Raw genomic sequence first — 25,650 nt, 5'->3', positions numbered from 1 at the left:
TTTAAAAACATCAGCTAAAACCAAGTCTGGCATTAATACACTTGTTATATAATTGATTTATTATTAATTATTTGAGTTTGCATATTAAATTGATGTTCTTTTTTTATCATATATCTTATCTATCGTATAAAGACAAATTTAATTATTAAGTAAAACCATAAAATAAATAAATTATTTTAATAAATATTTTTAAAGTCTTCGGATTTTATAAATTTAATTGATTGTCCAGGATAAATATAACCACCTTCAATATTATTTATTTTTTCAATAACATCAATATATTTTCGAATGTCAATACTGTTATCTACATAATTTTCTGATAGTTCCCAAAGTGTCTGTCCTTCCTGAACAGTAACTTCAATAAATTTAATGTTCTTAAAATCATTAATGTTATTGCTAAATGCTGTTGATAGTATACATAATAATATTATAGTTAACACAAAACTAATTGATAAAGAAAATCTTTTTTTGTTTTTTATACGAATAATTTTTCTCATAGAAACAATATTCCTCCGAAACTATGTTCTTAATATTCTATAAATAGAATATCAAACTAATGTTTGTATGTCAACAGAATTTTAAAAAAATTATATTTTAATCAAACCATTATAATATTTTTATCTATAACCGCAAAAAAAAAGAGGTTACCCTAATTATTTATTAGGGTAACCTCTTTATAAAAAATATAAATTAATTATTTTATTACTTCTTTATATTAAAGAATGCTTTCATTCCTGGATATACAGCAACATCTCCAAGTTCTTCTTCTATCCTTAATAATTGATTATATTTTGCAACTCTATCTGTTCTTGATGGAGCACCTGTTTTAATTTGGCCAGCATTTACTGCAACAACTAAATCAGCAATTGTTGTATCCTCTGTTTCACCTGATCTATGAGAAACAACTGCCGTATAACCAGCTCTATTTGCCATTTCAATTGCTTCAAGAGTTTCAGTTAATGTTCCTATCTGATTGAGTTTTATAAGAATTGAGTTACCTACACCAAGTTCAATTCCCTTTGCAAGTCTCTTAGTATTTGTAACAAATAAATCATCACCAACAAGCTGAACTTTTTTACCAAGTGCTTCAGTTAGCATCTTCCAGCCTTCCCAATCTTCTTCTGCAACACCATCTTCGATTGAAACAATTGGATACTTCTCTACTAATTTAACCCAGAAATCTACCATTTCTTCTTTTGTTCTTATCTTTCCTTCTCTTTCAAAATGGTATTTTCCATCTTCTTCATTGTAGAGCTCTGATGTTGCTGGATCAAGAGCTATTGCAATGTCTGTCCCTGGTGTGTAACCAGCCTTTTGTATAGCTTCAACAATAACTTCAAGTGGTTCTTCGTTTGATTTTAGATTTGGTGCAAATCCGCCTTCATCACCAACTGTTGTATTATACCCTCTAGCTTTTAATACACTTCTTAAGTTGTGGAATACCTCAGCACACATTCTTAATGCATCACTAAAGCTCTTTGCACCAACTGGCATTATCATAAACTCTTGTAGGTCAACAGAGTTATCAGCATGTTTTCCGCCATTTAAAATATTCATCATTGGAACTGGTAAGTATTTTGCATTAACACCACCAATATATTGATAAAGTGGAAGACCTAATGCAGTTGCAGCTGCTTTTGCAACAGCAAGTGAAACACCAAGAATTGCATTTGCACCAAGTTTTCCTTTATTTTCTGTTCCATCAAGCTCAAGCATAAGTTTATCAATTTCAGTTTGGTTTAATGCATTAAGCCCAATAAGTTCTGGTGCTATTATCTCATTAACATTTTCAACTGCTTTTAATACACCTTTACCAAGATATCTTTTTTTATCACCATCTCTTAATTCAACTGCTTCAAATATACCAGTTGAAGCTCCTGAAGGAACAGCTGCTCTACCAACATATTCATCATTTACAACAACCTCAACTTCAACAGTTGGATTACCTCTTGAGTCTAATATTTCTCTACCTATAACTGAAGTAATTGAAAGATCTACCTTCATTTATATATCTCCTTTCATAATAGTTTTTATAATAATTACATTAAAGATTATTCCCTGATTATAAGGGATAAACCTTTCATATCATTAGGCTTTTGTATATTTAATATGTCTAATATTGTGGGAGCAATATCAGCAAGTATTCCATTATCTCTTAGTTTAACATTTCCTAATCCAATTAAATGTAATGGTACTTTGTTTGTTGTGTGAGCTGTATGTGGTTCTCCGGTTTCATAATCAAGCATTTGTTCACAGTTACCATGGTCAGCTGTTATTATAACAACACCACTTTTTTCAAGTACCTTATTAACAACCTTCCCTATACATTCGTCAACAGCTTCCACTGCCTTTATAGCTGCATCTAATACACCAGTGTGTCCTACCATATCACCATTTGCATAGTTGCAGATAATTACGTCATATTGATCGCTTTCTATTCTTTCAAGTAAAGCATCTGTTACTTCATGAGCACTCATCTCTGGTTTCATATCATAAGTTGCTACTTTTGGTGATGGAATTAATACTCTATCTTCATTAGCATTTGGGGTTTCAACACCACCATTAAAGAAGAAAGTAACATGTGCATATTTTTCTGTTTCAGCTATTCTTAATTGTTTAAGATTAAGCTTACTTAAAAATTCACCCAAAGTATTTTCAAGTCCTTCAGGCTTGAATGCAACATAACAATTTTTAATTGTAACATCATATTGAGTTAAACAAACATAATAAAGTTTAAAATATCCGGTTTTTCTTTCAAAGCCGTCAAAATCAATATCACAAAATGCCCTTGTTATTTGCCTTGCTCTGTCAGGTCTGAAGTTAAAGAATATAACTGAATCATTTTCCTTAACTTTACCAACAGGACTATTATTATTTAATATAACAGTAGGTAGAACAAATTCATCAGTATTTCCTAATTGATACGATTTCTCGACTGCTTCGATTGCAGAATTAGCGTATTCACCCTCGCCAAATACCATTGCATTATATGCTTTTTCTACTCTATCCCATCTTTTATCTCTATCCATAGCATAGTATCTACCCATAACTGTCGCAATCTTGCCTACACCAATTTCTTGCATTTTTAATTCAAGTTCTTCAATATATATTTTTGCACTTGAAGGTGGGACATCTCGTCCATCAAGAAAACAATGGACATATACATCATTTAAACCTTTATCTTTTGCTAGTTTTAATAATGCATATAAATGAGTATTATGACTATGAACTCCACCATCTGATAAAAGTCCCATTAAGTGTAATGAAGAATTATTCTTTTTGCAATTTTCAATAGCATCTAAAAATTCTTTTTTCTCAAAGAAATCTCCATCTTTTATTGATTTAGTTACTCTAGTAAATTCTTGATATACTATACGACCCGCACCTAAATTAAGATGTCCAACCTCTGAATTACCCATCTGTCCTTCTGGAAGACCTACATCCATACCTGAGCTACCTATCAAAGTATATGGGTACTTTTCTTGATAAGAGTCAAGGTTAGGAGTATTTCCTAAAGCAACTGCATTGTATTCTTTTTTAGGATTGTACCCCCAACCATCCATTATAATCAATACTACTGGTCTTTTCATTTTGTTTCCCCTTTAATATTAGTAATGAAGAATTTTTGAAAACTCTTGAGCATTTAGACTTGCTCCACCAACTAATCCACCATCAATTTCTGGCATACTAAATAAATCTGAAGCATTTCCTGCATTAACGCTACCACCGTATTGAATTCTAATTAATGAAGCTGTATCTTCATCATATATTTCAGATAGTACTTGTCTAATTACACCGATAACTCTATTTGCTTCCTCTGGGGTAGCTGTCTTACCAGTTCCAATAGCCCATATAGGTTCGTATGCAACTACAATTTTTACAGCATCTTCTTTTGATACACCATTAAAAGCAATCTTTGTTTGTAATCTTACTAACTCATCAGTTATTCCGAATTCTCTTTGCTGTAATGTTTCACCTACACATACGATAGGTTTAATACCATATTTTAAAGCTGCAAGAACCTTTTTGTTTACAATTTCATCTGTTTCACCAAAATATTGTCTTCTTTCTGAATGTCCAATGACAACATATTCAACCCCAATTTTCTCTAACATTGGGCCAGAGATTTCTCCAGTGTAAGCTCCTTTATCTTCATAAAACATATTTTGAGTACCTAATTTAATATTTGTTCCTTGTATAGCTTCTTTAACATAAGCTACAAGTATTGAAGGAGCACAAATAACCACTTCAGCTGAAACATCAGAAATTAAACATTTTAGTTCCTCTATAAAAGATTTTGCCTCATCTGGAGTTTTATTCATCTTCCAATTAGCAGCAATTATTTTCTTTCTTGGGTTTTTATCTAGTAAGCAAACTACTCCTGGTAATGCTTTACCTTCTAAGAATTCAAGTGAAGCACCACCACCAGTTGAAATATGAGTCATTTTATCTGCAAAGCCAAGTTTTTCTACTGCTGCAGCTGAATCACCACCACCAATAATTGCAATAGCATTATTTTCAGTAACAGCTTCTGCAACAGCTTTTGCAATTGCTTCAGTTCCTTTTGCAAAATTAGGAAATTCAAATACACCCATAGGTCCATTCCAAACTATAGTTTTTGCCTTTTTAATTTCTTTTGAGAATAACTCAATTGTTGTATTTCCAATATCCATTCCCATCATGTCATCTGGCATTGCATCTGATGGTACATACATAAATTCAGTATCATTTTTAAATTCTTTACCAACTATACTTCCAACAGGAAGTAATAGATTTACGCCCTTTTCTTCTGCTTTTTTCATTATATCAAGAGCCACATCTAATTTATCATCTTCACATTTTGATAGTCCAATTTTATATCCCTTTGCTTTTAGGAAAGTATAAGCCATAGCTCCGCCAATAATTAAGCTATCAACTTTTTCAAGCAAGTTTGTAATAACACCAATTTTGTCAGATACTTTAGCACCTCCTAAAATAGCAACAAATGGTCTTTCAGGTTTTGCTAAAGTATTGCCAAGCATTTCAATTTCTTTTTTCATTAAGTATCCTGCAACTGCCGGTAAAAATTCTGCAACTCCTGCAGTAGATGCATGAGCTCTATGAGCTGTTCCAAAAGCATCATTTACATATATGTCAGCAAGATTAGCTAGTTTTTTAGCGAATTCTTCATCATTAGCTTCTTCTTCTTTATGGAATCTTACATTTTCAAGTAAGACAACCTCTTTCTCTTTCATTTCTGATACGCACTTTTGAGCATCTTCTCCAACAACATCCTTTGCTAAAACTACATCCTTACCAAGTAATTCTGATAATCTTTTAGCAACAGGTGCCATAGAATATTTCATATCAAATTTGCCTTTTGGTCTACCTAAGTGAGAAACTAATATAACTTTTGCATTATTATTTATCAAGTATTTTATTGTAGGAAGTGCTTCTCTTATTCTTCTATCATCAGTAATATTTCCATTTTCATCTTGCGGAATGTTAAAGTCAACACGAACTAAAACTTTCTTTCCACTTACCTCTATATCTTCTATTGTTTTTTTATTTAATGTTGGCATAAAAAATCACCTCAATACATCATAATTAATAAATGTTAAAACTAACTGGCTTGGAATGAACCAAACCAGTTAGTTTTTTGCAATAAATTATAGACCTTTTTCAACTAAGAATTTTAATAAATCAGCAACTCTGTTTGAGTAACCCCATTCATTGTCGTACCAAGCAACAACTTTTACCATATTACCATCCATAACCATTGTTGAAAGTGCATCAACTATTGATGATCTTTCATCACCCTTGTAGTCAACAGAAACTAATGGTTCTTCGCTATATCCCAAAATACCTTTTAATTCATTTTCAGCAGCTGCTTTTAATACAGCATTTACTTCTTCTTTAGTTGTTGACTTTTCAACTTCAAAAACAACATCAGTTACTGATACAGTAGGTGTTGGTACTCTTAATGCAAAACCATTTAATTTACCTTTTAAGTGTGGTAATACGAGAGCAACTGCTTTTGCAGCACCTGTTGTTGTTGGAATTATTGATAAAGCTGCAGCTCTTGCTCTTCTTAAATCTTTATGTGGTAAGTCAAGAATTTGTTGATCGTTTGTATATGAGTGAACTGTTGTCATTAAACCTCTAACAACTTTAAAATGTTGGTCAATAACCTTTGTTACTGGTGCTAAACAGTTAGTTGTACATGATGCATTTGAAATAACATGATGTTTAGCTGGATCATAGCTATCTTGGTTAACACCCATAACTATTGTTATATCTTCATCTGTAGCAGGAGCTGAAATAACAACTTTCTTTGCACCTGCCTGGATATGCTTTTCTGCATCTGCTTTTTTTGTAAATCTACCAGTTGATTCAATAACAATTTCAGCACCTAATTCTTTCCATGGAAGATTAGCTGGATCTTTTTCAGCAGTAACCTTTATTTCCTTGCCATTTACAATTATTGAGTTATCAGTATAGTCAACTGTTCCTTCAAATTTTCCATAGCATGAGTCATATTTTAATAGATGTGCAAGTGTTTTTGGATCTGTTAAGTCGTTAATTGCGACAACTTCAAATTCATTTGGATATTTTGCTAAAATAGCTTTAAAAGCATTTCTACCAATTCTACCGAAACCATTAATACCAATCTTTGTTGCCATGAGACAACCCTTCCTTTCATATTGTATTATTTATTTAATACCGCTGAAACGGTATTATTAACTTATTTGTATCTTATTATTTCTTCAGCAATGCCTTCATCAATTACAAATATAGTTTGATATCTAATATCACCAAGTGAAAGTATTGCTTGTGCTTTATGTTTTCCACCAGCAACACCAATCATATATTTAATATTTTTTAAAGTTTCAAGTTTTATACCTATAGTTGTTGTTGAGTAAACAATTTCTCTATTTTTGTTATAATAGTAACCAAAAATTTCTCCAATAGCACCAACATTATTTAATATACTAATTAAACTATCATCAAATCGCCGTCTTTTAGCCATTTCAATTGCATTACCTATACCAAATAGCAACATATCAGCCCTATTGATATCATTTAAAACATCTATAATATCCTTTTGCTTAATTATTAGTTTGTATACCTCTTCATCCATATTATCAGGTAAATGAAGAAGTTTATATGATCCACCAATTTTTTTAGCAAGTTCTGATGCTAACGTATTTGCTTGTTTTTCAACTTCTTGTCCTATGCCACCACGTGCTGGAACAACCAAGATATTTTTGTAATTTAGTTTAGGAAAAGAATCAACAACCTCTTTAACAGTAGTTCCGCCAGTTACTGCTATAGTTTTAATATCTGAAAGATAAGGTAGAATGATCTTACTTGCAAGTTTACCAATTTCTTTTAATACTAAGGGGTTTTTATCAGCATCACCTGGAACTATAAAAACATCTTTTGCCTGTAAAATTGATTTTACCTCTTTTTGGACATCAACCAATCCTTTTATATCATATACTATATGTGAAAGATTTTCAATAATATCTTCTACTTCAGGAACTATATACATACCATTTTCTGTAATAGTAACAAGACCCATAGACTTTAAATTTTCTATCTCATTTCTAACATTTCTTTCACCAATACCAAGTTTTTCAGCTAATAATCTTCTACCTATAGGTTGGTAATATCTAATTGTGTTTAAAATATCATATCTTTTTTCAATTAGTGGTAAGATTTCAGGTGCAATTTTTCTAATTAAATCAATATTATCATTCATAATTATCTACTCCATTGGGACATATATTACCCATAACATATACAAAATCGTCCCGCTTAATATTATACCACTAATTACATATTTATCAATATATTTATTTTATATTTATTTGCTTATAAAATACATTTTTTAAGAAAAATATTATAAAAAAGCCCCATTGGCATAAAACCAAATGGAGCTTTTTATTTAATTCTTATTTATCTATAAAAGTTTTCTTTCTTGATTTTACTTCAGCTTGTGCTGCTGCAAGTCTTGCAATTGGTACTCTGTATGGTGAGCATGAAACATAATTTAATCCTGCATTATGGCAGAATTCAACACTTGATGGGTCTCCTCCATGTTCACCGCATATACCAAGCTTAATATCAGGTCTTGTTTTTTTACCAAGTTCTGCAGCCATCTTAACAAGCTTACCAACACCATTTTCATCAATTCTTGCAAATGGGTCAGTTTCAAATATCTTTTTATCATAGTAATCATTTAAGAATTTGCCAGCATCATCTCTTGAGAAACCAAATGTCATCTGAGTTAAGTCATTTGTACCAAATGAGAAGAATTCAGCTTCTTTAGCAATCTCATCTGCTGTTAAAGCTGCTCTTGGAATCTCAATCATTGTACCTACTTTATATTCTATCTTAACACCTTTTTCTTCCATAACCTTTTCAGCTGTTTTAACAATAATATCTTTAACATACTTTAATTCTTTTACTTCACCAACAAGAGGTATCATTATTTCAGGAATAACATCAATTCCTTCTTTTCTAACATTAATAGCAGCTTCTATAATAGCTCTTGTTTGCATTTCTGCAATTTCAGGATAAGTTACAGCAAGACGACAACCTCTATGACCAAGCATTGGATTGAGTTCATGCAAGCTTTCAACAACTGATTTTAATTCATCAAATGTCATGCCCATTTCTTTTGCAAGATCTGCAATTGCTTCATCTTCTTTTGGTAAGAATTCATGTAGTGGTGGGTCAAGAAGTCTTATTGTAACTGGATAACCCTTCATTTCTCTATATAATGCTTCAAAATCTCCTCTTTGCATTGGGAGAAGCTTATCAAGAGCTTTTCTTCTTTGCTCTTCTGTTCTTGCTACAATCATTTCTCTCATTGCTGGTATTCTGTCTTCTTCAAAGAACATGTGCTCAGTTCTGCAAAGACCAATACCTTCAGCACCAAATTTTCTTGCTTGAGCAGCATCTCTAGGAGTATCAGCATTTGTTCTAACTCTTAGTCTTCTTATTTCATCAGCCCATTGCATAAATGTACCAAAGTAGCCAGTGAGCTCAGGATCTTGAGTTGGTAACTGCCCTTCATAAACATATCCTGTGCTACCATCAAGTGAAATCCAATCACCTTCATTAAATTTCTTTCCATCTGGAGTTGTAAAGTATTTTTCTTCTTCATTAATTGTTATATCGCCACAACCAGCAACGCAGCATTTACCCATACCTCTTGCAACAACAGCAGCATGTGATGTCATACCACCTCTTGCAGTAAGAATACCTTGTGCTGCAACCATACCTTCTATATCTTCTGGAGATGTTTCAAGTCTTACAAGAATAACCTTCTTTTCACCTGATTCAACAGCATTCTTAGCTTCTTCAGCTGTAAAGTAAACTTTACCAGTAGCAGCACCTGGGGATGCTGGAAGCCCTTTTGCAATTGGTTTTGCTGCTTTTAATGCTTTTGGTTCAAATGCAGGGTGTAATAATGAATCAAGTTGTTTTGGATCAACTTTTAAAAGAGCATCTTCTTTAGTAATAAGACCTTCTTCAACTAAATCAACAGCTATCTTTAAAGCTGCTTGTGCAGTTCTCTTACCATTTCTTGTTTGAAGCATATAAAGTTTACCTTTCTCAATAGTAAACTCCATATCCTGCATATCTTTGTAATATGTTTCAAGCTTCTTTGCAATTTCAGCAAATTGGTTATAAACTTCTGGCATTGTTTCTTTTAATGCAGCAATTGGTTGAGGTGTTCTAATACCAGCAACAACGTCTTCACCTTGAGCATTCATTAAGAATTCACCATAGAGTTCTTTTTCACCTGTTGATGGGTTTCTTGTGAAAGCAACACCAGTACCAGAGTCATTACCCATATTTCCATAAGCCATCATTTGTACGTTTACAGCTGTACCCCAATCATGTGGAATTTCATTGAGTCTTCTGTAAACAATAGCTCTTGGATTATTCCATGATCTAAAAACAGCTTTTACTGCTTCAAGTAGCTGTTCTTTTGGATCTTGTGGGAATTCTGTACCTTTTTCTTCTTTATATAATTCTTTGTATTTTGCAACAACTTCTTTTAAATTTTCAGCTGTTAAATCTGTATCATATTTTGCACCATATTTTTCTTTTACTTCATCAAGAATTTTTTCAAATTTAGCTTTTTCAATTCCCATAACAACATCTGAGAACATTTGAATGAATCTTCTATATGAGTCATAAGCAAATCTTTCATTGTTAGTAAGTTCTGCTAAGCCAACAACAACTTTGTCATTCATACCAAGATTTAATATTGTATCCATCATGCCAGGCATTGAAACTCTTGCACCACTTCTTACTGATACAAGCAATGGATTTGATGGATCACCAAATTTTTTGCCAGCTATCTTTTCTAATTCTGCTAATTTTTCGAGAATTTCTGCTATTATGTCGTCTGAAATCTTTTCGCCTTCTTCATAGTATCTTGTACAAGCCTCGGTAGTTACTGTAAAACCTTGTGGAACTGGGAGACCTAAGTTTGTCATTTCAGCGAGGTTTGCACCTTTTCCTCCAAGAAGCTCTCTCATATCCTTATTTCCTTCTTGGAATAAATATACATACTTCTTACCCAAATAAATCCCCTCCTATGTTAAAATAACATGAAATATTTTAAAAAAATTATTTGCATAACGCAACATTAATTATTATAACATATTTTACTAATTTGATAATAGTATTTTATTAATTATTATAATTAATCAAAAGATATTTCAATTTTTTCTTGTAAGTAATTTTCTAATTCATTTATAGAAATTCTTTCTTGTTCCATTGAATCTCTATCTCTTATTGTAACAGTATTATCTTCAAGTGTTTGAAAATCTACAGTAACTCCAAAAGGTGTACCAATTTCATCTTGTCTTCTATACCTTTTTCCGATACTACCTGTTTCGTCGTATTGGACCATCCATTTAAGTCTAAGTTTTTTATAAATATCTTTAGCTTTTGAAATAAGCTCTTCCTTTTTTACTAATGGGAAAATACCTGCTTTAATGGGAGCAATTGCAGGATGAAGATGTAATACCACTCTTGAATCCTTTTCATCAATCTGTTGATTTTCATAAGAATCAATTAAAAATGCAAGAGTGGCTCTATCAGCACCTGCAGATGGTTCAATAACGTATGGTATAAATCTTTGTTTTGTTTCATCATCAAAATAAGTAAGATTCTGTCCACTAAATTCTTGATGTCTAGATAAATCAAAATCAGTTCTATTTGCAATTCCCTCTAATTCAGACCAGCCCATAGGGAATAGATATTCTATATCAACACAACCTTTTGCATAGTGTGCAAGTTCATCCTTTTCATGTTCACGAACTTTTATATTTTCTTTTTTTATTCCAAGTTTATAATACCATTCTAATCTTCTTTTTATCCAATCCTGATGCCAAAAATCATCTGTGCCAGGTTTTACAAAGTATTCAATTTCCATTTGTTCAAATTCTCTAGTTCTAAATGTAAAGTTTCCAGGGGTTATTTCATTTCTAAATGATTTTCCAATTTGTGCAATACCAAATGGGAGTTTTTTTCTCATTGTTTGTTGAACATTTAAAAAATTAACAAAAATACCTTGTGCAGTTTCAGGTCTAAGATATACTATTGCTGAGTCGTCTTCAACAGGGCCCATAAAGGTTTTAAACATTAAATTAAACATTCTTGCTTCAGTAAGCTCTCCACCGCATTCAGGACATTTGTATTCTTGAAGGGTATCAACTCTCCATCTTTTTTTACATTTTTTACAATCAGCCATTGGATCAGCAAAATTACTTACATGTCCGCTTGCTTCCCAAATTCTTGGATTCATTAATATACTTGAGTCTAACCCAACCATATCATCTCTTTGTTGAACATTAGCCTTCCACCACAATCTTTTAACATTATTTTTGAGTTCTACCCCAAGTGGTCCATAATCCCAACAACTATTTAAACCACCATATATCTCGCTTGATTGAAATATAAAGCCACGTCTTTTACAAAGTGAAACTATCTCATCCATTGTAACCATTTTATTGTTACCACCTTTTTCATAAAGTATGTTAATCTTTATTATTTTATTTTATAAACTTTAAAAAATCAAGAATATGAATCTCTTTCTGAAGTATAATAGAAATATACTTCGAAATTATAGAGCTTAATTGTTTATTAACATGATTTGGAATCTCAATTTTATGAATTTTTTTTAATTCAGTAGCATTAATTAATAATATTGTTTTTATGGTATCTAATGTTATAGAAGGATTGTGTTTCTTTTTACAGCTAGAACAATAAATACATCCTTCTTCAAAAGAGAAAAATACTTCATCAATATCTGTTCTACCACATTTATTGCAATAAATAAGATTAGGCAAAAAACCAGATATACTTAACACTTTGATTTCAAATATTCTTGCTAAAACCTCTTTATCAAAATTGTTTTTAAGTAAAAATAAGGTATTAAGAAGTAACCTTAGATAGTTCTCATCTTCTTGTTCAAAATCGAGAAAGTTATCAATAAGTTCAATAAAATAGCTTGCATAGATAGTTTGGTCAAGACTTTTTGAAATTTCAAAAAAAGATTCAATTATTGATGCTGATACAATTAAATAAATATCATTACTTTTTTTTAAAATAAATTCTGAATAAATAAGTGGTTGAGACACACCAATTAAACTATTATGTGTTCTTTTACAATTTTTCGAAATTACTTGTATTTTGCCCTTTTTATCAGTGAGTAATGTCAATATCTTGCTTGTATCTTCAAAATCTGTTTCTTTTAATACAATCCCATTTAATTTGATATATTTCATAAGATTAAACCTCTTTAATGTTATATCCTAAATATCGCATTGAATTAATATCATCTCTCCAATTTTTTTTGACTTTTACCCATAATTGAAGGTTTATTTTAATTCCAAAAATTACTTCTAATTCTTCTCGGGCTTGAATACCAATTCTTTTTAACATACTACCATTTTTACCAATAATAATAGATTTATGAGATTCCTTTTCACAATAAATGGTAGCAATTATGTCAATAAGTTCTTTATCTGCTCTTTCAGAAAATTTCTCGATTACAACTCCAATGCCATGTGGTATTTCATCTAATAAATTATTCAATATTTTCTCTCTAATAATTTCTGAAGCTATAAAACGTTCACTTGAATCAGTAATCATATCATCATAATAATATTTAGGACCCTCAGGTAATATTTCTATGATCTTATTGATTAATAAATCACAATTACTACCATCGATAGCTGATACATCTATTGTATAGTCGAAATTACAAACTTTAGAAAATAGTGATTTTACTCTTTCAATATCATCTTTGCTTGCTAAATCTGATTTATTAACCACTAGCATTTTTGGTGTTTTTACGTTATTCAGTTTACTTATTATATATTCATCCCATTTTCCTATCAAATAATCAGTAGCTTCAACAATGTATAAAATTAATTCAACCTCTGTTAAAGTGTTTTCTGAAATTTTAACCATATATTCAGAAAGTTTATTTTTAGGAGTATGAACACCAGGAGTATCAATAAAAATTATTTGATATTTATCCTTTGTTAATATCCCTCTTATACTATTCCTTGTTGTTTGTGGTTTTGGTGAAATTATCGAAACCTTTGAACCAACTAATAAGTTCATTAAAGTAGATTTACCAACATTAGGTCTTCCGATAATTGCAACAAACCCAGACTTAAATGACATTTAAAATTTCCACCTCTTAACAATATTTATTTTGAGTAATTTTGCATTTATAATATATTAATAATATATACTAATAAAGGAGTTTTTTAAATATATGAATTTATATTATAAGGTTAAAGAAGAAGATATAAAATTAACATATAAACAAATTTTAAGAGAAAAATTCAAGATTTCTGATAGAATGCTTACATTACTTAAAAAAGAAAATAAAATAATAATAAATCCTCCTATTTTTTCTATTAATCAAAAAGTGTCTATGAATACTGAAATTATTATTGATTTAATTGATCGTAAAGCAAATATTTTACCTGTATATAGTCCATTTAATATTGTTTTTGAAGATGAATTTTTTTTAGCTGTAAATAAAGAAAGTGGAATAGCAACACATCCGTCAAAAGGTCATTATACTGATTCACTAGCAAATTATGTTGAATATTATTTAAATAAAAATGGATTAAGTTGTCATTTGGTTAATAGATTAGATAAAGATACTTCTGGAGTAGTTTTAATAGCTAAACATTCTTATATTCATAGTTTAGTTTCTGAATTAATGATCAGCAAAAATATAGAAAAAAAATATTTTGCCATTGTTCATGGCAAAATGCAAAACAAAGAAGGAATTATTAATCTGCCAATATCGATATCAGGAGAAAAAGTAAAAAGAGAGATAAATGAAAACGGATATAGTGCTTTAACTCAATACAAAGTAATAAAAGAATATGAAAATTATTCTTTTATATTATTAATTCCTCATACAGGACGTACGCATCAGCTTAGAGTGCATCTAAGCTATATTGGTAATCCTATATTAGGTGATAAAATATATGGATTTGATGATGGTTTTGAAAAATTATTTTTACATTCATTTAATGTTAATTTTTATTTTTGGTTTAACAATACTAATTATAATATAAAAGCCAAATTACCTAATTATTTTATTCGACTTTTAAAAATACTTTAGATTCATCTGTTTTTAGAAAATTAATAAATCTTTCAATCCTAATTAAAGCTTCTTTTATTGTTTCTAATGAATAAGCATACGATATTCTGATAAATCCTTCACCGCAACTACCAAATGCATTTCCAGGAACAACAGCTACTTTTTCCCTGTATAATAACTGGTGGCAAAATTGGTCTGATGTCAAACCAGTAGATTTTATAGATGGAAATACATAAAATGCACCTTTTGGTTCAAAACATTCAAGACCAATTTCGTTTAGTTTAGTAACCAATAATCTACGTCTTCTATCATATTCTTGAACCATTTTTGTAACATCTGAAAATCCATTTCTTAGAGCTTCAATTGCTGCATATTGTGCCATTGTTGGAGCACTCATAATTATATATTGATGTACCTTTGTCATAGCTTTTATTAATGTTTCATTTCCAGCTGCAAATCCTAATCTCCACCCAGTCATTGCAAATGCCTTTGAAAAACCATTGATAAGTATTGTTTTATCATACATATAAGGAAAAGAAGCAATTGAAACATGGTGTTGTCCATATGTAAGTTCGCTGTATATATCATCTGCAATAACAAAGATATCTTTATCTTTCAGAAAATCAGCAAGCTCTTTAAGGTCATAATAATCCATAATAGCACCAGTAGGATTATTAGGATAAGAAAGTATAATAGCCTTGGTTTTAGAAGTGATTTTTGATGCTATATCATCAACTCTCAGCTTAAATTGATTTTGACTTTTTGTTTCAACAATTACTGGAATACCACCTGAAAATTTTGTACAAGCTTTATAAGAAACAAATGAAGGCTCATGAATTATTACTTCATCACCTGGGTTAATTATACTTCTTAAAGCAATATCTATTGCCTCACTTGCACCTACAGTTACTAATATTTGTTCTTGATAATTGTCATATTTTACATTGTATCTTTCTCTAAGGTATTTACTAATTTCAAATCTTAATTCTTTTAAACCAGAATTAGATGTATAATGAGTATGACCATCTTCAATTGCATAAATACCAGCTTCACGAACTACCCAAGGTGTTACAAAATCTGGTTCACCAACACCTAACGAAATAGCATCTTTCATTTCTGAAACAATATCAAAAAATTTTCTAATACCAGAGGGTGGAATTGATTTAACAGTTTCTGAAAGAAAATTTTCTATGTTCACAGAGTGATAACCTCCCTATCGTCCTTTTCTTCATCATCTAGTATTATTCCTGCATCCTTGTATTTTTTCATAATAAAATGAGTTGCAGTACTTAATACATATTCTAATGGGGCTAATTTAGAACCAACAAAATGAGCTATGTCTTTCATAGTTTTACCTTCTACAATAACATGTAAGTCATAGTTTCCTGATAATAAATATACTGCTTTAACCTCAGGAAACTTATATATTCTTTTTGCAATTGCATCAAAACCTACTCCTCTTTGAGGTGTAACCTTTACTTCAATAATAGCTTGAACAACATCTTTTTCTGTTTTTTCCCAGTTTATTATTGTATTGTACTTTACAATAACTTTATCATCTTCTAACTCCTTGATATATTCTAATACTTTATATTCATCTATCCCTAACATTATTGATATTTCTTTGTTAGTTATTTTTGAATTTTGCTCTAATATTTCTAAAATTAATTCTTTGATATTTTCATTCATTTTACATATCCTCCCTTGCAAGATGTTTTAATAATTCAATCATTAAACCTTTTTGCTTTATTCTTTCAACCAAATTCTCAGTAATAATAACATTTTTGGGTATAATTACCTCATCATCAACAATAAAATCATATTTTAATCGTTTATTTAATAAATTATTACTTTGAATATTATCTTCATTTAATAATCTACTTAAATTATTCAATTTATTAAAGAATTTATCTTTTATTAAACTAACATTATAAATTTGCCACTTAAGATCATCAAGTATATTTTTTAAGTTTTCTATTGTTTTATCATAATCAAGAGTTATTTTTTCAGCCTTTAATCTGTATATTTCATGCCATTCTTTTTTAAAGTAATCATTAATAAACTTATTGAATTTTTCAATATCTCTTATTTGATATTTATTATTTAACTTTCTTTCAATTTGGTCAATTTCCAATTTTAACTTATCTCGTTGTTGTAAAAGATCTAATCGTTGTTTTTCAAGTTGATCATAATTCTTTTCATAATCTTCAATTATTTGTTCAATATATTGATATACTTCTCTTTTAGAAAATCCAAAAAACGAGGTTTCTATCATAATATCACCTCTTATCAATCATAACTAAAACCGCATCATCACCAAAGACCTTAATATTCTCCCACGAAATGCTTTCTTTAATTGTTTTAAAGCCATTCCTTTTTTTTAATTCTATTGATTGAATAAATCCACTTTGATCAATTACAATATCAATATCTTGAAAATTTCCAACAATTCTACCATCTTGCATATTAATAATAGGTCTTGAGTCTTGTAGTTGACTAAACCTCATTAAAAATCCTCCTAAATTATTTTTATACCAGATGATCCAAAACCATTTTCTCCTCTTTCAGTTTCTGATAATTCTTTTTCTTCGATTATTTCAACCTTCACATATTTTGAAATTATAACTTGTGCTATTCTGTCTCCTCTATTTATTTCGAAAGGTTTTTCTCCAAGATTAATTAATATTACACCAACTTCACCTCTGTAATCACTGTCAATAGTCCCAGGTGAATTAAGAACAGCTATCCCATATTTCAAAGATAAACCACTTCTTGATCTTACTTGTGCCTCATACCCGTCAGGTAACTCAAAAATTAATCCTGTTTTTATAAGCTTTATTTGTCCAGGATAAAGTATTTCTTTATTATTTACTTTAGCATAAATGTCAAATCCTGCTGAACCTGATGACACGTACACTGGCAAAGGTAAATCCTTTGCATCCTCTGTTTTTTTAATCTTTAGAATCATAAAAAAACCACCTTTATGAAATTTTTCTTTTATTAAATATTTCCAGATCAATATCTTTTTTATTTCCAACAGCTGTAACTGAAAATTCTTTAGTAAATACATTTTTGATAATTTGAAATACATCATTAATGCTAATATTGTCAATAATATTTATTACTTCATCAATATCAAAAATTTTATCAAGCAACAATTGATTTTTTCCTATATTTGACATACGGCTACTTGTATTTTCAAGACCAAAGATTATTGCCCCTTTTACTTGTTGCTTTGCTATTAAAAGTTCATCTTCAGTAACACCTAATCTAATCAAATTTTCTAATTCATTTATAATTAATTCATAAACCTTTTGCAGGTTTTTGGGATTCATTCCTGCATATATTAAAAATGCACCAGTATTTTTATAAGTACTTAAAAAAGAGTTAATTGAATATACAAGACCAAGTTCCTCTCTTATTTTTTGGAATAGCCTAGAACTCATACCTCCACCTAAAATATTAGATACTAATATTAACTTATATACATCTAGATTACTTTGTCCAATACCTTCAAAAGCTAAACATAACTGCGTTTGATCTATTTTTTTATTTTTTATCTTTATACCCTTATTGAACAAAATATTTTTATTGTTATTACATAGATTTGAATACTCCCAATTAATAAAATATTTATTTATTAAATTGATTAGATTATCTTCATCAAAATTTCCTGCTACTGCTATTACTGTGTTATTTGGAATATAGTATTTTTTCATATGATCTAAAATAAGGGTTTTATTTATTGATTCAACAGTTTTAAGTTTTCCTGCAATTGGATAAGATAAACTACTTCCTTTCCAAATTAGATTATTCAATTCATTAAATAAAATTTCTTCTGGATCCTCTTTCCCCATATTTATTTCTTCTTTTATAACACTTTTTTCTTTTTCAATATCTTCTTCTTTTAAAATTGGATGAAGAATTAAATCAGACAAAATATCCAATGCTTTCTCCAAGAAACTGTCTAATACTCTTACATAATAGCAAGTATATTCTTTTGCTGTAAATGCATTTATTTGTCCACCTATTGCTTCAATTTCAGTGGCTATTTCCTTGGCTGTTCTGTTTTCGGTTCCTTTAAAAAGTATATGTTCAATAAAGTGTGATATACCGTTATTTTTATTGTTTTCATAAAATGAACCTGACCCAATCCAAACTCCTACACTTATTGTTTTAATGGTGTTTATATTTTCATATACTACCTTCAATCCATTCTGTAAGGTAAATTTTTTTATCAAATTGTAATCCTCCCTTAGCAACCACAGTCATTATCACAGCAACATTCCCAAAAAGCTATTATTTGACATATTGAACACATATCACAATCTTGTCCTCTATTATTATATCCTTTATTCCAAGCCGACCATTCGTAATTTTTCGAATAACTTTCGTATTGTTCCTTTGCTCTTTTATACTCAAAATTTGAAGGTTCTTTCATATATGCTGCTTGATAGTATTTATAAGCTTCGTTTACCCATCCTTTTCTTTGATATATTAATCCCATCAAATAATACCACTCAGCATCTTCGTTTCTATTTTGCAAAAGAAGCCGTTCAGCATCAACTAAATTACCTTTTAAAATTAAATCTCTGATAAGTTGGTAATTTGATGGATTATTATATGTATATGAAGTGTAGGAATTGCCTGCTTCATTCATAAGAATATTATAAGCTTCATTAATTTCTTTTAATTTTTCTTCAGCTAAATCTTTTAATGGATTATCTTTATACTTATCAGGATGATATTTTTTCACCATTTCAAGATATGCTTTTTTTATTTCCTCTTTGGTTGCTCCTTTTTGTAGGCCTAGAACTTCATATGGATCTCTCATTATTTATCAGCTCCTTATATTTATTTAAAAAATTATCAAGTACATCTATGGTTTTTTTATATAAACCAACGTCAATTATGTTTTCAACTAGTGGCGATAATTCAAAATCTATTTGTAATTTCATTTCATTAATATAATTTAATAATGAGATTTTTAAAATTTCCATCTCAGATTTTATATATTCAAAGTTATTAATATCACTAAAATGATATTTTAAAACATTATACCTCTTTTTAGATAAATCATCAAAAAAATCATCAATTGCATCAATTAAATATACCCACTTACCCAAAAAATATCCAATTTGTCCTAATTTAACATCATTGTTATAGCTAAAAATAAGTTTTAATATTTCACTAAAATAATGAGAAATTTCATCAATTCTATTACATTTTATCTTTTCAAGGTTCATTTGATTCTCAATACAATTTTTAATAAAATTATATTTCTCAGTATCATAAAAATTACTATCGTAAATTAATTTCTTTAATATATTAATTATTGGATATAAAACATATTGTCTATCATCAATAATATCATCATATAATTTAAAATACGATAATAAAATAAGATTATATGAAGTATATTCTAATAAAGTATTATCTACTAAAATAACTTTTCTTTTTGTTGGATGAACTATACAACTTTCCTTTTTAAAATATTCATAATTTTTTATTTTATCATTTATAATCAAATATAAAAATACAAAATCATAATTTAATAAAAATCGAGATAAGTTACCAAAATTATTTTTCAATGATTTGCATAACCCGCAATAAACTGATCTGTAATAATCATATTCTTTAATTTTTAATTCTGGTTTGTATGGCATTACATATCCAAACATAACTTTCTCCTTTCAAGCAAGCATAAATAAATAGTATCAGAAATACACTTATATGTTAATATAATTTTAGTTGATTTTTTTTAATTTTATTATTAATATATTTTTATTATAAATGATACTGGAGGGAAAACAATGGGATATAGATTATGCCCTAAATGTGAATTGAATAGAATTTCTGAAAATGAAGAACTTTGTCCTATTTGTAAGAAAGATTTTGAACAATTTAGACGTTTCTCAGAAACAAATAAAAAATTATGTCCATATTGCAAAGAAGAATATATTCCAGAAGATCAAGAGATGTGTGAAAGTTGTTTTGAAGAAAGATTGCTTACTGGAGTAGTTGATGATTCTGAAATTGAAGAAGAAAAAGTAACTAATGAATTTCCAGAAGAATATGAAACAGTTCTTGGTGATGAACTTTTAGATGATTTGGTTCCTGAAGATGCAGATTTAGATGATACATCTGTTGAAATAGATGAACCTCTTGATGTTGTTGATGATGAACTTCTTGTAGATGATGATTTAATTGAAGACGATGATGAAAACCAATAATAAGTGTAAATAGTTTGATTCAAAATAGTATTCTCAATATTTAGAAGGACATATTTTTTGTACAAATAAAACTTAGTAAAATATGTGAAACATAAGAGGGTGTTCAATTAACTTTATAAACACCCTCTTTGCTTATATTGTTTTATCATAAAGTGCTTTCAAATCACTTATATATTCATCTTTTTCTTTTAACTCATCAAGTAAAGCCCTAATAAACGGATAATTTGAAACCATATCTTCTTTTATAAAATATATTTTACGTTGGGCATGTGACTTTACTTCAACCAATCCAACATTCTTAAGGTATGCAAGGTGTCTAGATATTTTTGGTTGATTTTCTTTTATTATTTTAACTAAATCAGAGACACAATGTTCTTTTGTAGATAAAAGATTTAGAATTCTTAATCTTGTGTTGTCTGATAATGCATATAAAATTTCACTAAGTTGACTCATTTATTTACTCCCTTCTATAAAGATGCTTTTATTATTATAACATAAAAAAAGTTCTATATAAATATATATGTTTATACGTATATATGTATTGACATGGAATTAAAAAATTTTATAATAATATTATAGGAGGTGTAATAAATGGAAATAGCAAAAAAGATCTTTGGTGAGGCTTTAATTAAACAAGGTCTTAGGTATATATCTAGTAATCCTGAGCAGAATATGGAAAAAATATTAAATTGGGCTGAAAAACTATCTATAAGACCAAGAGATAAGGAATACATAGGAAATGCTAAGAAATATTTGCTTGATAAAAATTCTTCATGGCATAAGTATGCTATTCGTATTATTAAAGAAACAGATCCATTTGTGAGAGAAAAAATATTGGTTAATTTTTTTGTTAATGCAGGCTTTATTGGTATAGCAAAACAAATTGAAATAAGCAAAAAATATGATATTAATGTTCCTTATGCAATTCTTATTGATCCAACAGCTGCATGCAATTTACGCTGTAAAGGTTGCTGGGCTGGCGAATATAGGAAAGCTGATATGCTAAATTATGATGTACTTTCTAGAGTAGTAAAAGAGGCTGAAGAATTAGGTATTTATTTTATTATTTTTTCTGGCGGAGAACCTATGGTTCGAAAAGATGATATATTAAAATTATGTAAAGAATATCCCGATACTGTATTTTTATCTTTTACAAATGGTACATTAATTGATGATGAATTTATTAAAAAAGTTAAATCTGTAGGTAATTTAGCTTTTGCTATAAGCATTGATGGCTTTGAAAAATCAACAGATGAAAGACGAGGCAACGGAGTATATCAAAAAATAACTGCTTTAATGGATAAATTAAAACAAGAAGGAATAGTATTTGGATTTTCTACAACATATCACAGATATAATGTCGATGAAGTAAGTTCTGATGAATATATTGACTTTCTAATTGATAAAGGTGCAAAATTTGGATGGTTCTTTACTTATGTTCCTGTTGGAAAAGACGCAGATTTAGATTTTATGGCAACACCAGAACAAAGAGCATTTATGTATAAAAGAATAGAAGAAATTCGTTGGACTAAACCGCTTTTTGCATTAGACTTTTGGAATGATGGGGAACCTAGTGGTGGTTGTATCGCCGGTGGAATAAGGTATCTTCATATTAACGCAAATGGTGATGTTGAACCATGCGCATTTATACATTTTTCCAATGTTAATATAAAAGATTGTTCTCTATTTGAAGCACTCCAATCACCATTGTTTAAAGCATATAGAAAAAATAGACCGTTTAATGAAAATCATCTAAGACCTTGTCCAATGCTTGATAATCCATTGAAATTAAAACAAATGGTTGAAGAAGCAAATGCACATCCAACACAAATTGGAGGAGAAACAGAATCTGTTGAGGAACTATCAAATAAATTATTGGATTATGCTGATAAATGGGGTAATGTAGCTGAAAAGCTTTGGGAACAAAGAAAAAATGGTGTTCCACAAAATAAAGTTGATTTATCATTTTTAGATATAAATATAAAAAAATAAAGAAAAATAGGCTGTACCATAATTTATGGTGCAGCCTATTTTTCACTCTGGTTTTTTTCAGCCATTCGAATTCTATTTATTGCTCTTTCTAATGCGGCTTGATATCTTTCAAATTCATCTCCTGATAATTTTTGTTTTAATTTATTTTCTGCTCTTTCTTTTGCCTGTTCAGCCCTTTGTTTATCAATTTCTTCAGGCCATTCAATAGCATCTGTTAAAATCATTGTTTTATTAGGTTCGACTTCTGCTATCCCACCTGAAAGTGCAGCTTCTTTCCATGTTCCATCAATTTTTATTTTAAGTTTTCCAATTCCTAACGAAATTATAACTGGTTCGTGACCATAAAGAATGCCCATTTCACCATCTACTGCTTGTAAAACTACCATTTCAACATCACTATTAAAAAAAACTCTTTCAGGAGTAATTATTTCAAGATTGAATAAATTAGGCATTATAATCACCCTATCAAATTACTTATTTTGATCTTCATTATATCTAGAATAAACCTCATCAATAGTTCCTGCCATATAGAAATATTGTTCAGGTATATGATCCATTTTTCCATCAATAATTTCTTTAAAACCTCTAATTGTTTCAGAAAGTTTAACATATCTTCCTTCACGTCCTGTAAATGCTTCTGCAACAAAGAATGGTTGAGATAAGAATCTTTGAACTTTTCTAGCTCTATAGACAATCATTTTATCATCTTCTGAAAGTTCATCCATTCCTAAAATAGCAATAATATCTTGAAGTTCTTTATATCTTTGAAGAATTTCTTGCACCCTTCTTGCAACATTATAATGTTCTTCACCAACAATTCGAGGATCTAATATTCTTGAATTAGAATCTAATGGGTCAACAGCAGGATATATACCTAATTCTGCAATTTGCCTTGACAAAACAGTTATAGCATCTAAGTGTGCAAACGTAGTTGCAGGTGCAGGATCTGTTAAATCATCTGCAGGAACATAAATAGCTTGAACAGATGTTATTGATCCCTTTTTTGTAGATGTTATTCTTTCTTGCAAACTACCTACTTCATTTGCGAGAGTTGGCTGATAACCAACAGCAGATGGAATTCTACCTAATAAAGCAGAAACTTCTGAACCAGCTTGAATAAATCTAAATATATTATCAATGAACAAAAGAACATCTTGACCTTCAACATCTCTAAAATATTCAGCCATTGTAAGACCAGTCAAGGCAACTCTCATTCTTGATCCAGGTGGTTCATTCATTTGACCAAAGACTAATGCTGTTTTTTCAATTACACCAGATTCATTCATGTCAAGCCAAAGATCGTTTCCTTCTCTTGTTCTTTCACCAACGCCTGTGAAAATTGAAAAACCACCATGTTCAGTGGCTATGTTCCTTATCAATTCCATAATAAGAACTGTTTTACCAACACCTGCACCACCAAATAATCCTATCTTACCACCTTTTGCATAAGGTGCGAGTAAATCGATAACTTTTATTCCTGTTTCGAAAACTTCAGTTGCTGGTGCTTGTTCTTCAAATGAAGGTGCACTTCTATGAATAGGCCAATAATCAGTAGGTTTTAAATCACCTTTATTATCAATTGTTTCACCTAAAACATTGAAAATTCTTCCTAAAGTTTCTCTTCCAACAGGTACTTTTATTGGTTCTCCTGTATCAATCGCAGTTAATCCTCTTCTTAAACCATCTGTAGGACCAAGTGCAATACATCTTACTATATCATTTCCAAGATGTTGAGCTACTTCTGCAATTAATCTATTGCCTTGATTTTGAATTTCAATTGCATTATTAATTTCTGGTAAATTTTCATCTTCAAAGCGAATATCAATAACTGGTCCAATTATTTGAACTATATATCCAACATGTTGGTTCATTTTGGTTACACTCCTTTAAAGAATTATTTTAAAGCTGCAGCACCACCAATAATTTCAGAAATTTCTTGAGTTATAACAGCTTGTCTTTCTCTATTTAGTTTAAGTGTGAGTTTGCTTATCATTTCATCAGCACTTTTTGTTGCATTATCCATTGCAGTCATTCTTGATGCTAATTCACTTGTATATGATTCAACCATTGAACCAAAAAGATTACCTTTGAAATATTCAAAAATAATTACATTTAAAGTTTCTTCTGCTGAAGGATGATATATTATTTTCTCATCTTTTTTTATATTCTTGTCAATAAATTCATTTATATCCAGAGGTAGTAGTTTTGAAATGGTAACTTCTTGTTTTATTGCAGTAATTAATTTAGTATAAACAATATAAATTTCAGAAAATTCACCATTATAAAAATTTCTGAGTATAAGAAAAGATATATCTTTTGCACGCTTTATTGTAGGTTCTTGTATAATAAAATTAAAGTTTTCATAAACATTGAAGCCCTTCCTTTTAAAGAAGTTGCGACCAACATTACCAATTGGAAAAATAACAATTTCTTTATTTTGAAATTTATTTGCAAAGCTTAACGTGGCTCTAATGATATTTGCATTATATCCGCCACATAGACCTTTGTCACCACTAATTACTAAAATTCCAATACGATCCTTTGCTTTTTCATGACCAGTAAATATAATATGATTAACTTGTTCTCCATGAATAACAATATCTTTCATTAATTCATTTATTTTTTGAAAATAAGGTCTTGTATTTTCTAAACGTTCTCTTGCTCTCTTCATTTTTGATGCAGAAATCAAATACATAGCACGAGTAATTTTTTTAGTTTCAATAATACTTTTAATTCTTGATTTTATCCAACGAGTTTTATTGGCCATATATATTCACCTTC

25 protein-coding genes are annotated in these 25,650 nt (G+C 29.5%); 3 read left to right on the top strand and 22 right to left on the bottom strand.

The window, feature by feature from the left end:
* Positions 1–176 precede the first annotated feature (176 nt).
* From ACAG39_01705 to era, 10 genes are all read right to left on the bottom strand, one after another.
* Entirely contained in the window at positions 177–497 is a 321-nt protein-coding gene (locus tag ACAG39_01705) for a LysM peptidoglycan-binding domain-containing protein (GenBank protein ID MEZ0535944.1), read from the bottom strand.
* Between the two features lie 205 nt (positions 498–702).
* Positions 703–2,004: a phosphopyruvate hydratase gene (gene eno, locus ACAG39_01700; GenBank protein MEZ0535943.1), complete on the bottom strand. Its 1,302-nt coding sequence runs from the start codon at positions 2,002–2,004 to the stop codon at positions 703–705.
* Between the two features lie 47 nt (positions 2,005–2,051).
* On the bottom strand, positions 2,052–3,590 hold the full coding sequence (gene gpmI / locus ACAG39_01695; protein MEZ0535942.1) for a 2,3-bisphosphoglycerate-independent phosphoglycerate mutase: 1,539 nt from the start codon (positions 3,588–3,590) through the stop codon (positions 2,052–2,054).
* A gap of 18 nt (positions 3,591–3,608) precedes the next feature.
* Positions 3,609–5,561 carry a triose-phosphate isomerase gene (gene tpiA, locus ACAG39_01690; GenBank protein ID MEZ0535941.1) on the bottom strand — a complete coding sequence of 651 codons (1,953 nt, stop codon included), beginning with the start codon at positions 5,559–5,561 and terminating at the stop codon, positions 3,609–3,611.
* Positions 5,562–5,648: 87 nt separating this feature from the next.
* Positions 5,649–6,662: a type I glyceraldehyde-3-phosphate dehydrogenase gene (gene gap, locus ACAG39_01685; protein ID MEZ0535940.1), complete on the bottom strand. Its 1,014-nt coding sequence runs from the start codon at positions 6,660–6,662 to the stop codon at positions 5,649–5,651.
* 62 nt (positions 6,663–6,724) lie between these two features.
* Entirely contained in the window at positions 6,725–7,744 is a 1,020-nt protein-coding gene (locus tag ACAG39_01680) for a sugar-binding transcriptional regulator (protein ID MEZ0535939.1), read from the bottom strand.
* 193 nt (positions 7,745–7,937) lie between these two features.
* Positions 7,938–10,586: a pyruvate, phosphate dikinase gene (gene ppdK, locus ACAG39_01675; GenBank protein MEZ0535938.1), complete on the bottom strand. Its 2,649-nt coding sequence runs from the start codon at positions 10,584–10,586 to the stop codon at positions 7,938–7,940.
* A 122-nt stretch (positions 10,587–10,708) separates the two neighbouring features.
* Complete coding sequence (locus ACAG39_01670; protein ID MEZ0535937.1) at positions 10,709–12,007, bottom strand: glycine--tRNA ligase; 1,299 nt, start codon at positions 12,005–12,007, stop codon at positions 10,709–10,711.
* 55 nt (positions 12,008–12,062) lie between these two features.
* Positions 12,063–12,797, bottom strand: coding sequence for a DNA repair protein RecO (recO, locus tag ACAG39_01665; protein MEZ0535936.1), 735 nt, complete (start codon positions 12,795–12,797; stop codon positions 12,063–12,065).
* A 4-nt stretch (positions 12,798–12,801) separates the two neighbouring features.
* Complete coding sequence (gene era / locus ACAG39_01660) at positions 12,802–13,704, bottom strand: GTPase Era (GenBank protein MEZ0535935.1); 903 nt, start codon at positions 13,702–13,704, stop codon at positions 12,802–12,804.
* A 94-nt stretch (positions 13,705–13,798) separates the two neighbouring features.
* Between era and ACAG39_01655 the strand changes: the two genes are divergently transcribed.
* On the top strand, positions 13,799–14,665 hold the full coding sequence (locus ACAG39_01655) for an RluA family pseudouridine synthase (protein MEZ0535934.1): 867 nt from the start codon (positions 13,799–13,801) through the stop codon (positions 14,663–14,665).
* Here the strand turns inward: ACAG39_01655 and ACAG39_01650 are convergent.
* Genes ACAG39_01650 through ACAG39_01615 form a run of 8 tightly spaced genes read right to left on the bottom strand, consistent with a single transcriptional unit; the run spans position 14,640 to position 20,325 of the window.
* Positions 14,640–15,842 (bottom strand): aminotransferase class I/II-fold pyridoxal phosphate-dependent enzyme, encoded by a 1,203-nt coding sequence (locus tag ACAG39_01650; protein MEZ0535933.1) that lies wholly within the window; start codon positions 15,840–15,842, stop codon positions 14,640–14,642. The two genes, ACAG39_01655 and ACAG39_01650, sit on opposite strands and share 26 nt — an antisense overlap.
* Positions 15,839–16,333, bottom strand: coding sequence for an Lrp/AsnC family transcriptional regulator (locus tag ACAG39_01645; GenBank protein MEZ0535932.1), 495 nt, complete (start codon positions 16,331–16,333; stop codon positions 15,839–15,841). Before ACAG39_01645 ends, ACAG39_01650 begins: the two co-directional genes overlap by 4 nt.
* A gap of 1 nt (position 16,334) precedes the next feature.
* The gene (locus ACAG39_01640; GenBank protein MEZ0535931.1) at positions 16,335–16,919 is read right to left on the bottom strand and encodes a hypothetical protein; all 585 of its coding nucleotides are present in this window, start codon (positions 16,917–16,919) and stop codon (positions 16,335–16,337) included.
* Positions 16,920–16,923: 4 nt separating this feature from the next.
* Positions 16,924–17,151 (bottom strand): PRC-barrel domain containing protein, encoded by a 228-nt coding sequence (locus tag ACAG39_01635; protein MEZ0535930.1) that lies wholly within the window; start codon positions 17,149–17,151, stop codon positions 16,924–16,926.
* A gap of 11 nt (positions 17,152–17,162) precedes the next feature.
* Positions 17,163–17,612 (bottom strand): dUTP diphosphatase, encoded by a 450-nt coding sequence (gene dut, locus ACAG39_01630; GenBank protein MEZ0535929.1) that lies wholly within the window; start codon positions 17,610–17,612, stop codon positions 17,163–17,165.
* A gap of 13 nt (positions 17,613–17,625) precedes the next feature.
* Complete coding sequence (locus ACAG39_01625) at positions 17,626–18,885, bottom strand: M16 family metallopeptidase (GenBank protein ID MEZ0535928.1); 1,260 nt, start codon at positions 18,883–18,885, stop codon at positions 17,626–17,628.
* 14 nt (positions 18,886–18,899) lie between these two features.
* Positions 18,900–19,478 (bottom strand): DnaJ domain-containing protein, encoded by a 579-nt coding sequence (locus ACAG39_01620; protein MEZ0535927.1) that lies wholly within the window; start codon positions 19,476–19,478, stop codon positions 18,900–18,902.
* Complete coding sequence (locus ACAG39_01615; protein MEZ0535926.1) at positions 19,462–20,325, bottom strand: DUF5685 family protein; 864 nt, start codon at positions 20,323–20,325, stop codon at positions 19,462–19,464. Before ACAG39_01615 ends, ACAG39_01620 begins: the two co-directional genes overlap by 17 nt.
* Positions 20,326–20,457: 132 nt before the next feature.
* Here ACAG39_01615 and ACAG39_01610 point away from each other — a divergent pair, with 132 nt between their 5' ends.
* Positions 20,458–20,877, top strand: coding sequence for a hypothetical protein (locus ACAG39_01610; GenBank protein ID MEZ0535925.1), 420 nt, complete (start codon positions 20,458–20,460; stop codon positions 20,875–20,877).
* 132 nt (positions 20,878–21,009) lie between these two features.
* Here ACAG39_01610 and ACAG39_01605 read toward each other — a convergent pair whose 3' ends face one another.
* A complete protein-coding gene (locus ACAG39_01605; protein ID MEZ0535924.1) occupies positions 21,010–21,330 on the bottom strand; it encodes an ArsR/SmtB family transcription factor in 321 nt (106 codons plus the stop codon).
* Between the two features lie 138 nt (positions 21,331–21,468).
* Between ACAG39_01605 and ACAG39_01600 the strand changes: the two genes are divergently transcribed.
* Complete coding sequence (locus tag ACAG39_01600) at positions 21,469–22,869, top strand: radical SAM protein (GenBank protein ID MEZ0535923.1); 1,401 nt, start codon at positions 21,469–21,471, stop codon at positions 22,867–22,869.
* 35 nt (positions 22,870–22,904) lie between these two features.
* On the opposite strand, the gene atpC is transcribed toward ACAG39_01600, so the two are convergent.
* From atpC to atpG, 3 genes are read right to left on the bottom strand one after another with little or no spacing between them, the layout of a single operon-like run.
* Positions 22,905–23,321 carry an ATP synthase F1 subunit epsilon gene (gene atpC, locus ACAG39_01595; protein ID MEZ0535922.1) on the bottom strand — a complete coding sequence of 139 codons (417 nt, stop codon included), beginning with the start codon at positions 23,319–23,321 and terminating at the stop codon, positions 22,905–22,907.
* Positions 23,322–23,339: 18 nt separating this feature from the next.
* The gene (gene atpD, locus ACAG39_01590; GenBank protein MEZ0535921.1) at positions 23,340–24,740 is read right to left on the bottom strand and encodes a F0F1 ATP synthase subunit beta; all 1,401 of its coding nucleotides are present in this window, start codon (positions 24,738–24,740) and stop codon (positions 23,340–23,342) included.
* Between the two features lie 23 nt (positions 24,741–24,763).
* Positions 24,764–25,636 carry an ATP synthase F1 subunit gamma gene (atpG, locus tag ACAG39_01585; GenBank protein MEZ0535920.1) on the bottom strand — a complete coding sequence of 291 codons (873 nt, stop codon included), beginning with the start codon at positions 25,634–25,636 and terminating at the stop codon, positions 24,764–24,766.
* Between the last annotated feature and the right edge of the window lie 14 nt (positions 25,637–25,650).

This window comes from Caldicellulosiruptoraceae bacterium PP1, from assembly GCA_041320695.1.
Classification (GTDB): Bacteria; Bacillota; Thermoanaerobacteria; order Caldicellulosiruptorales; family Caldicellulosiruptoraceae; genus JBGGOQ01.
The sequence above is the reverse complement of the archived record's forward strand: the minus strand, read 5'-3'. Positions and strand labels throughout refer to the sequence as shown.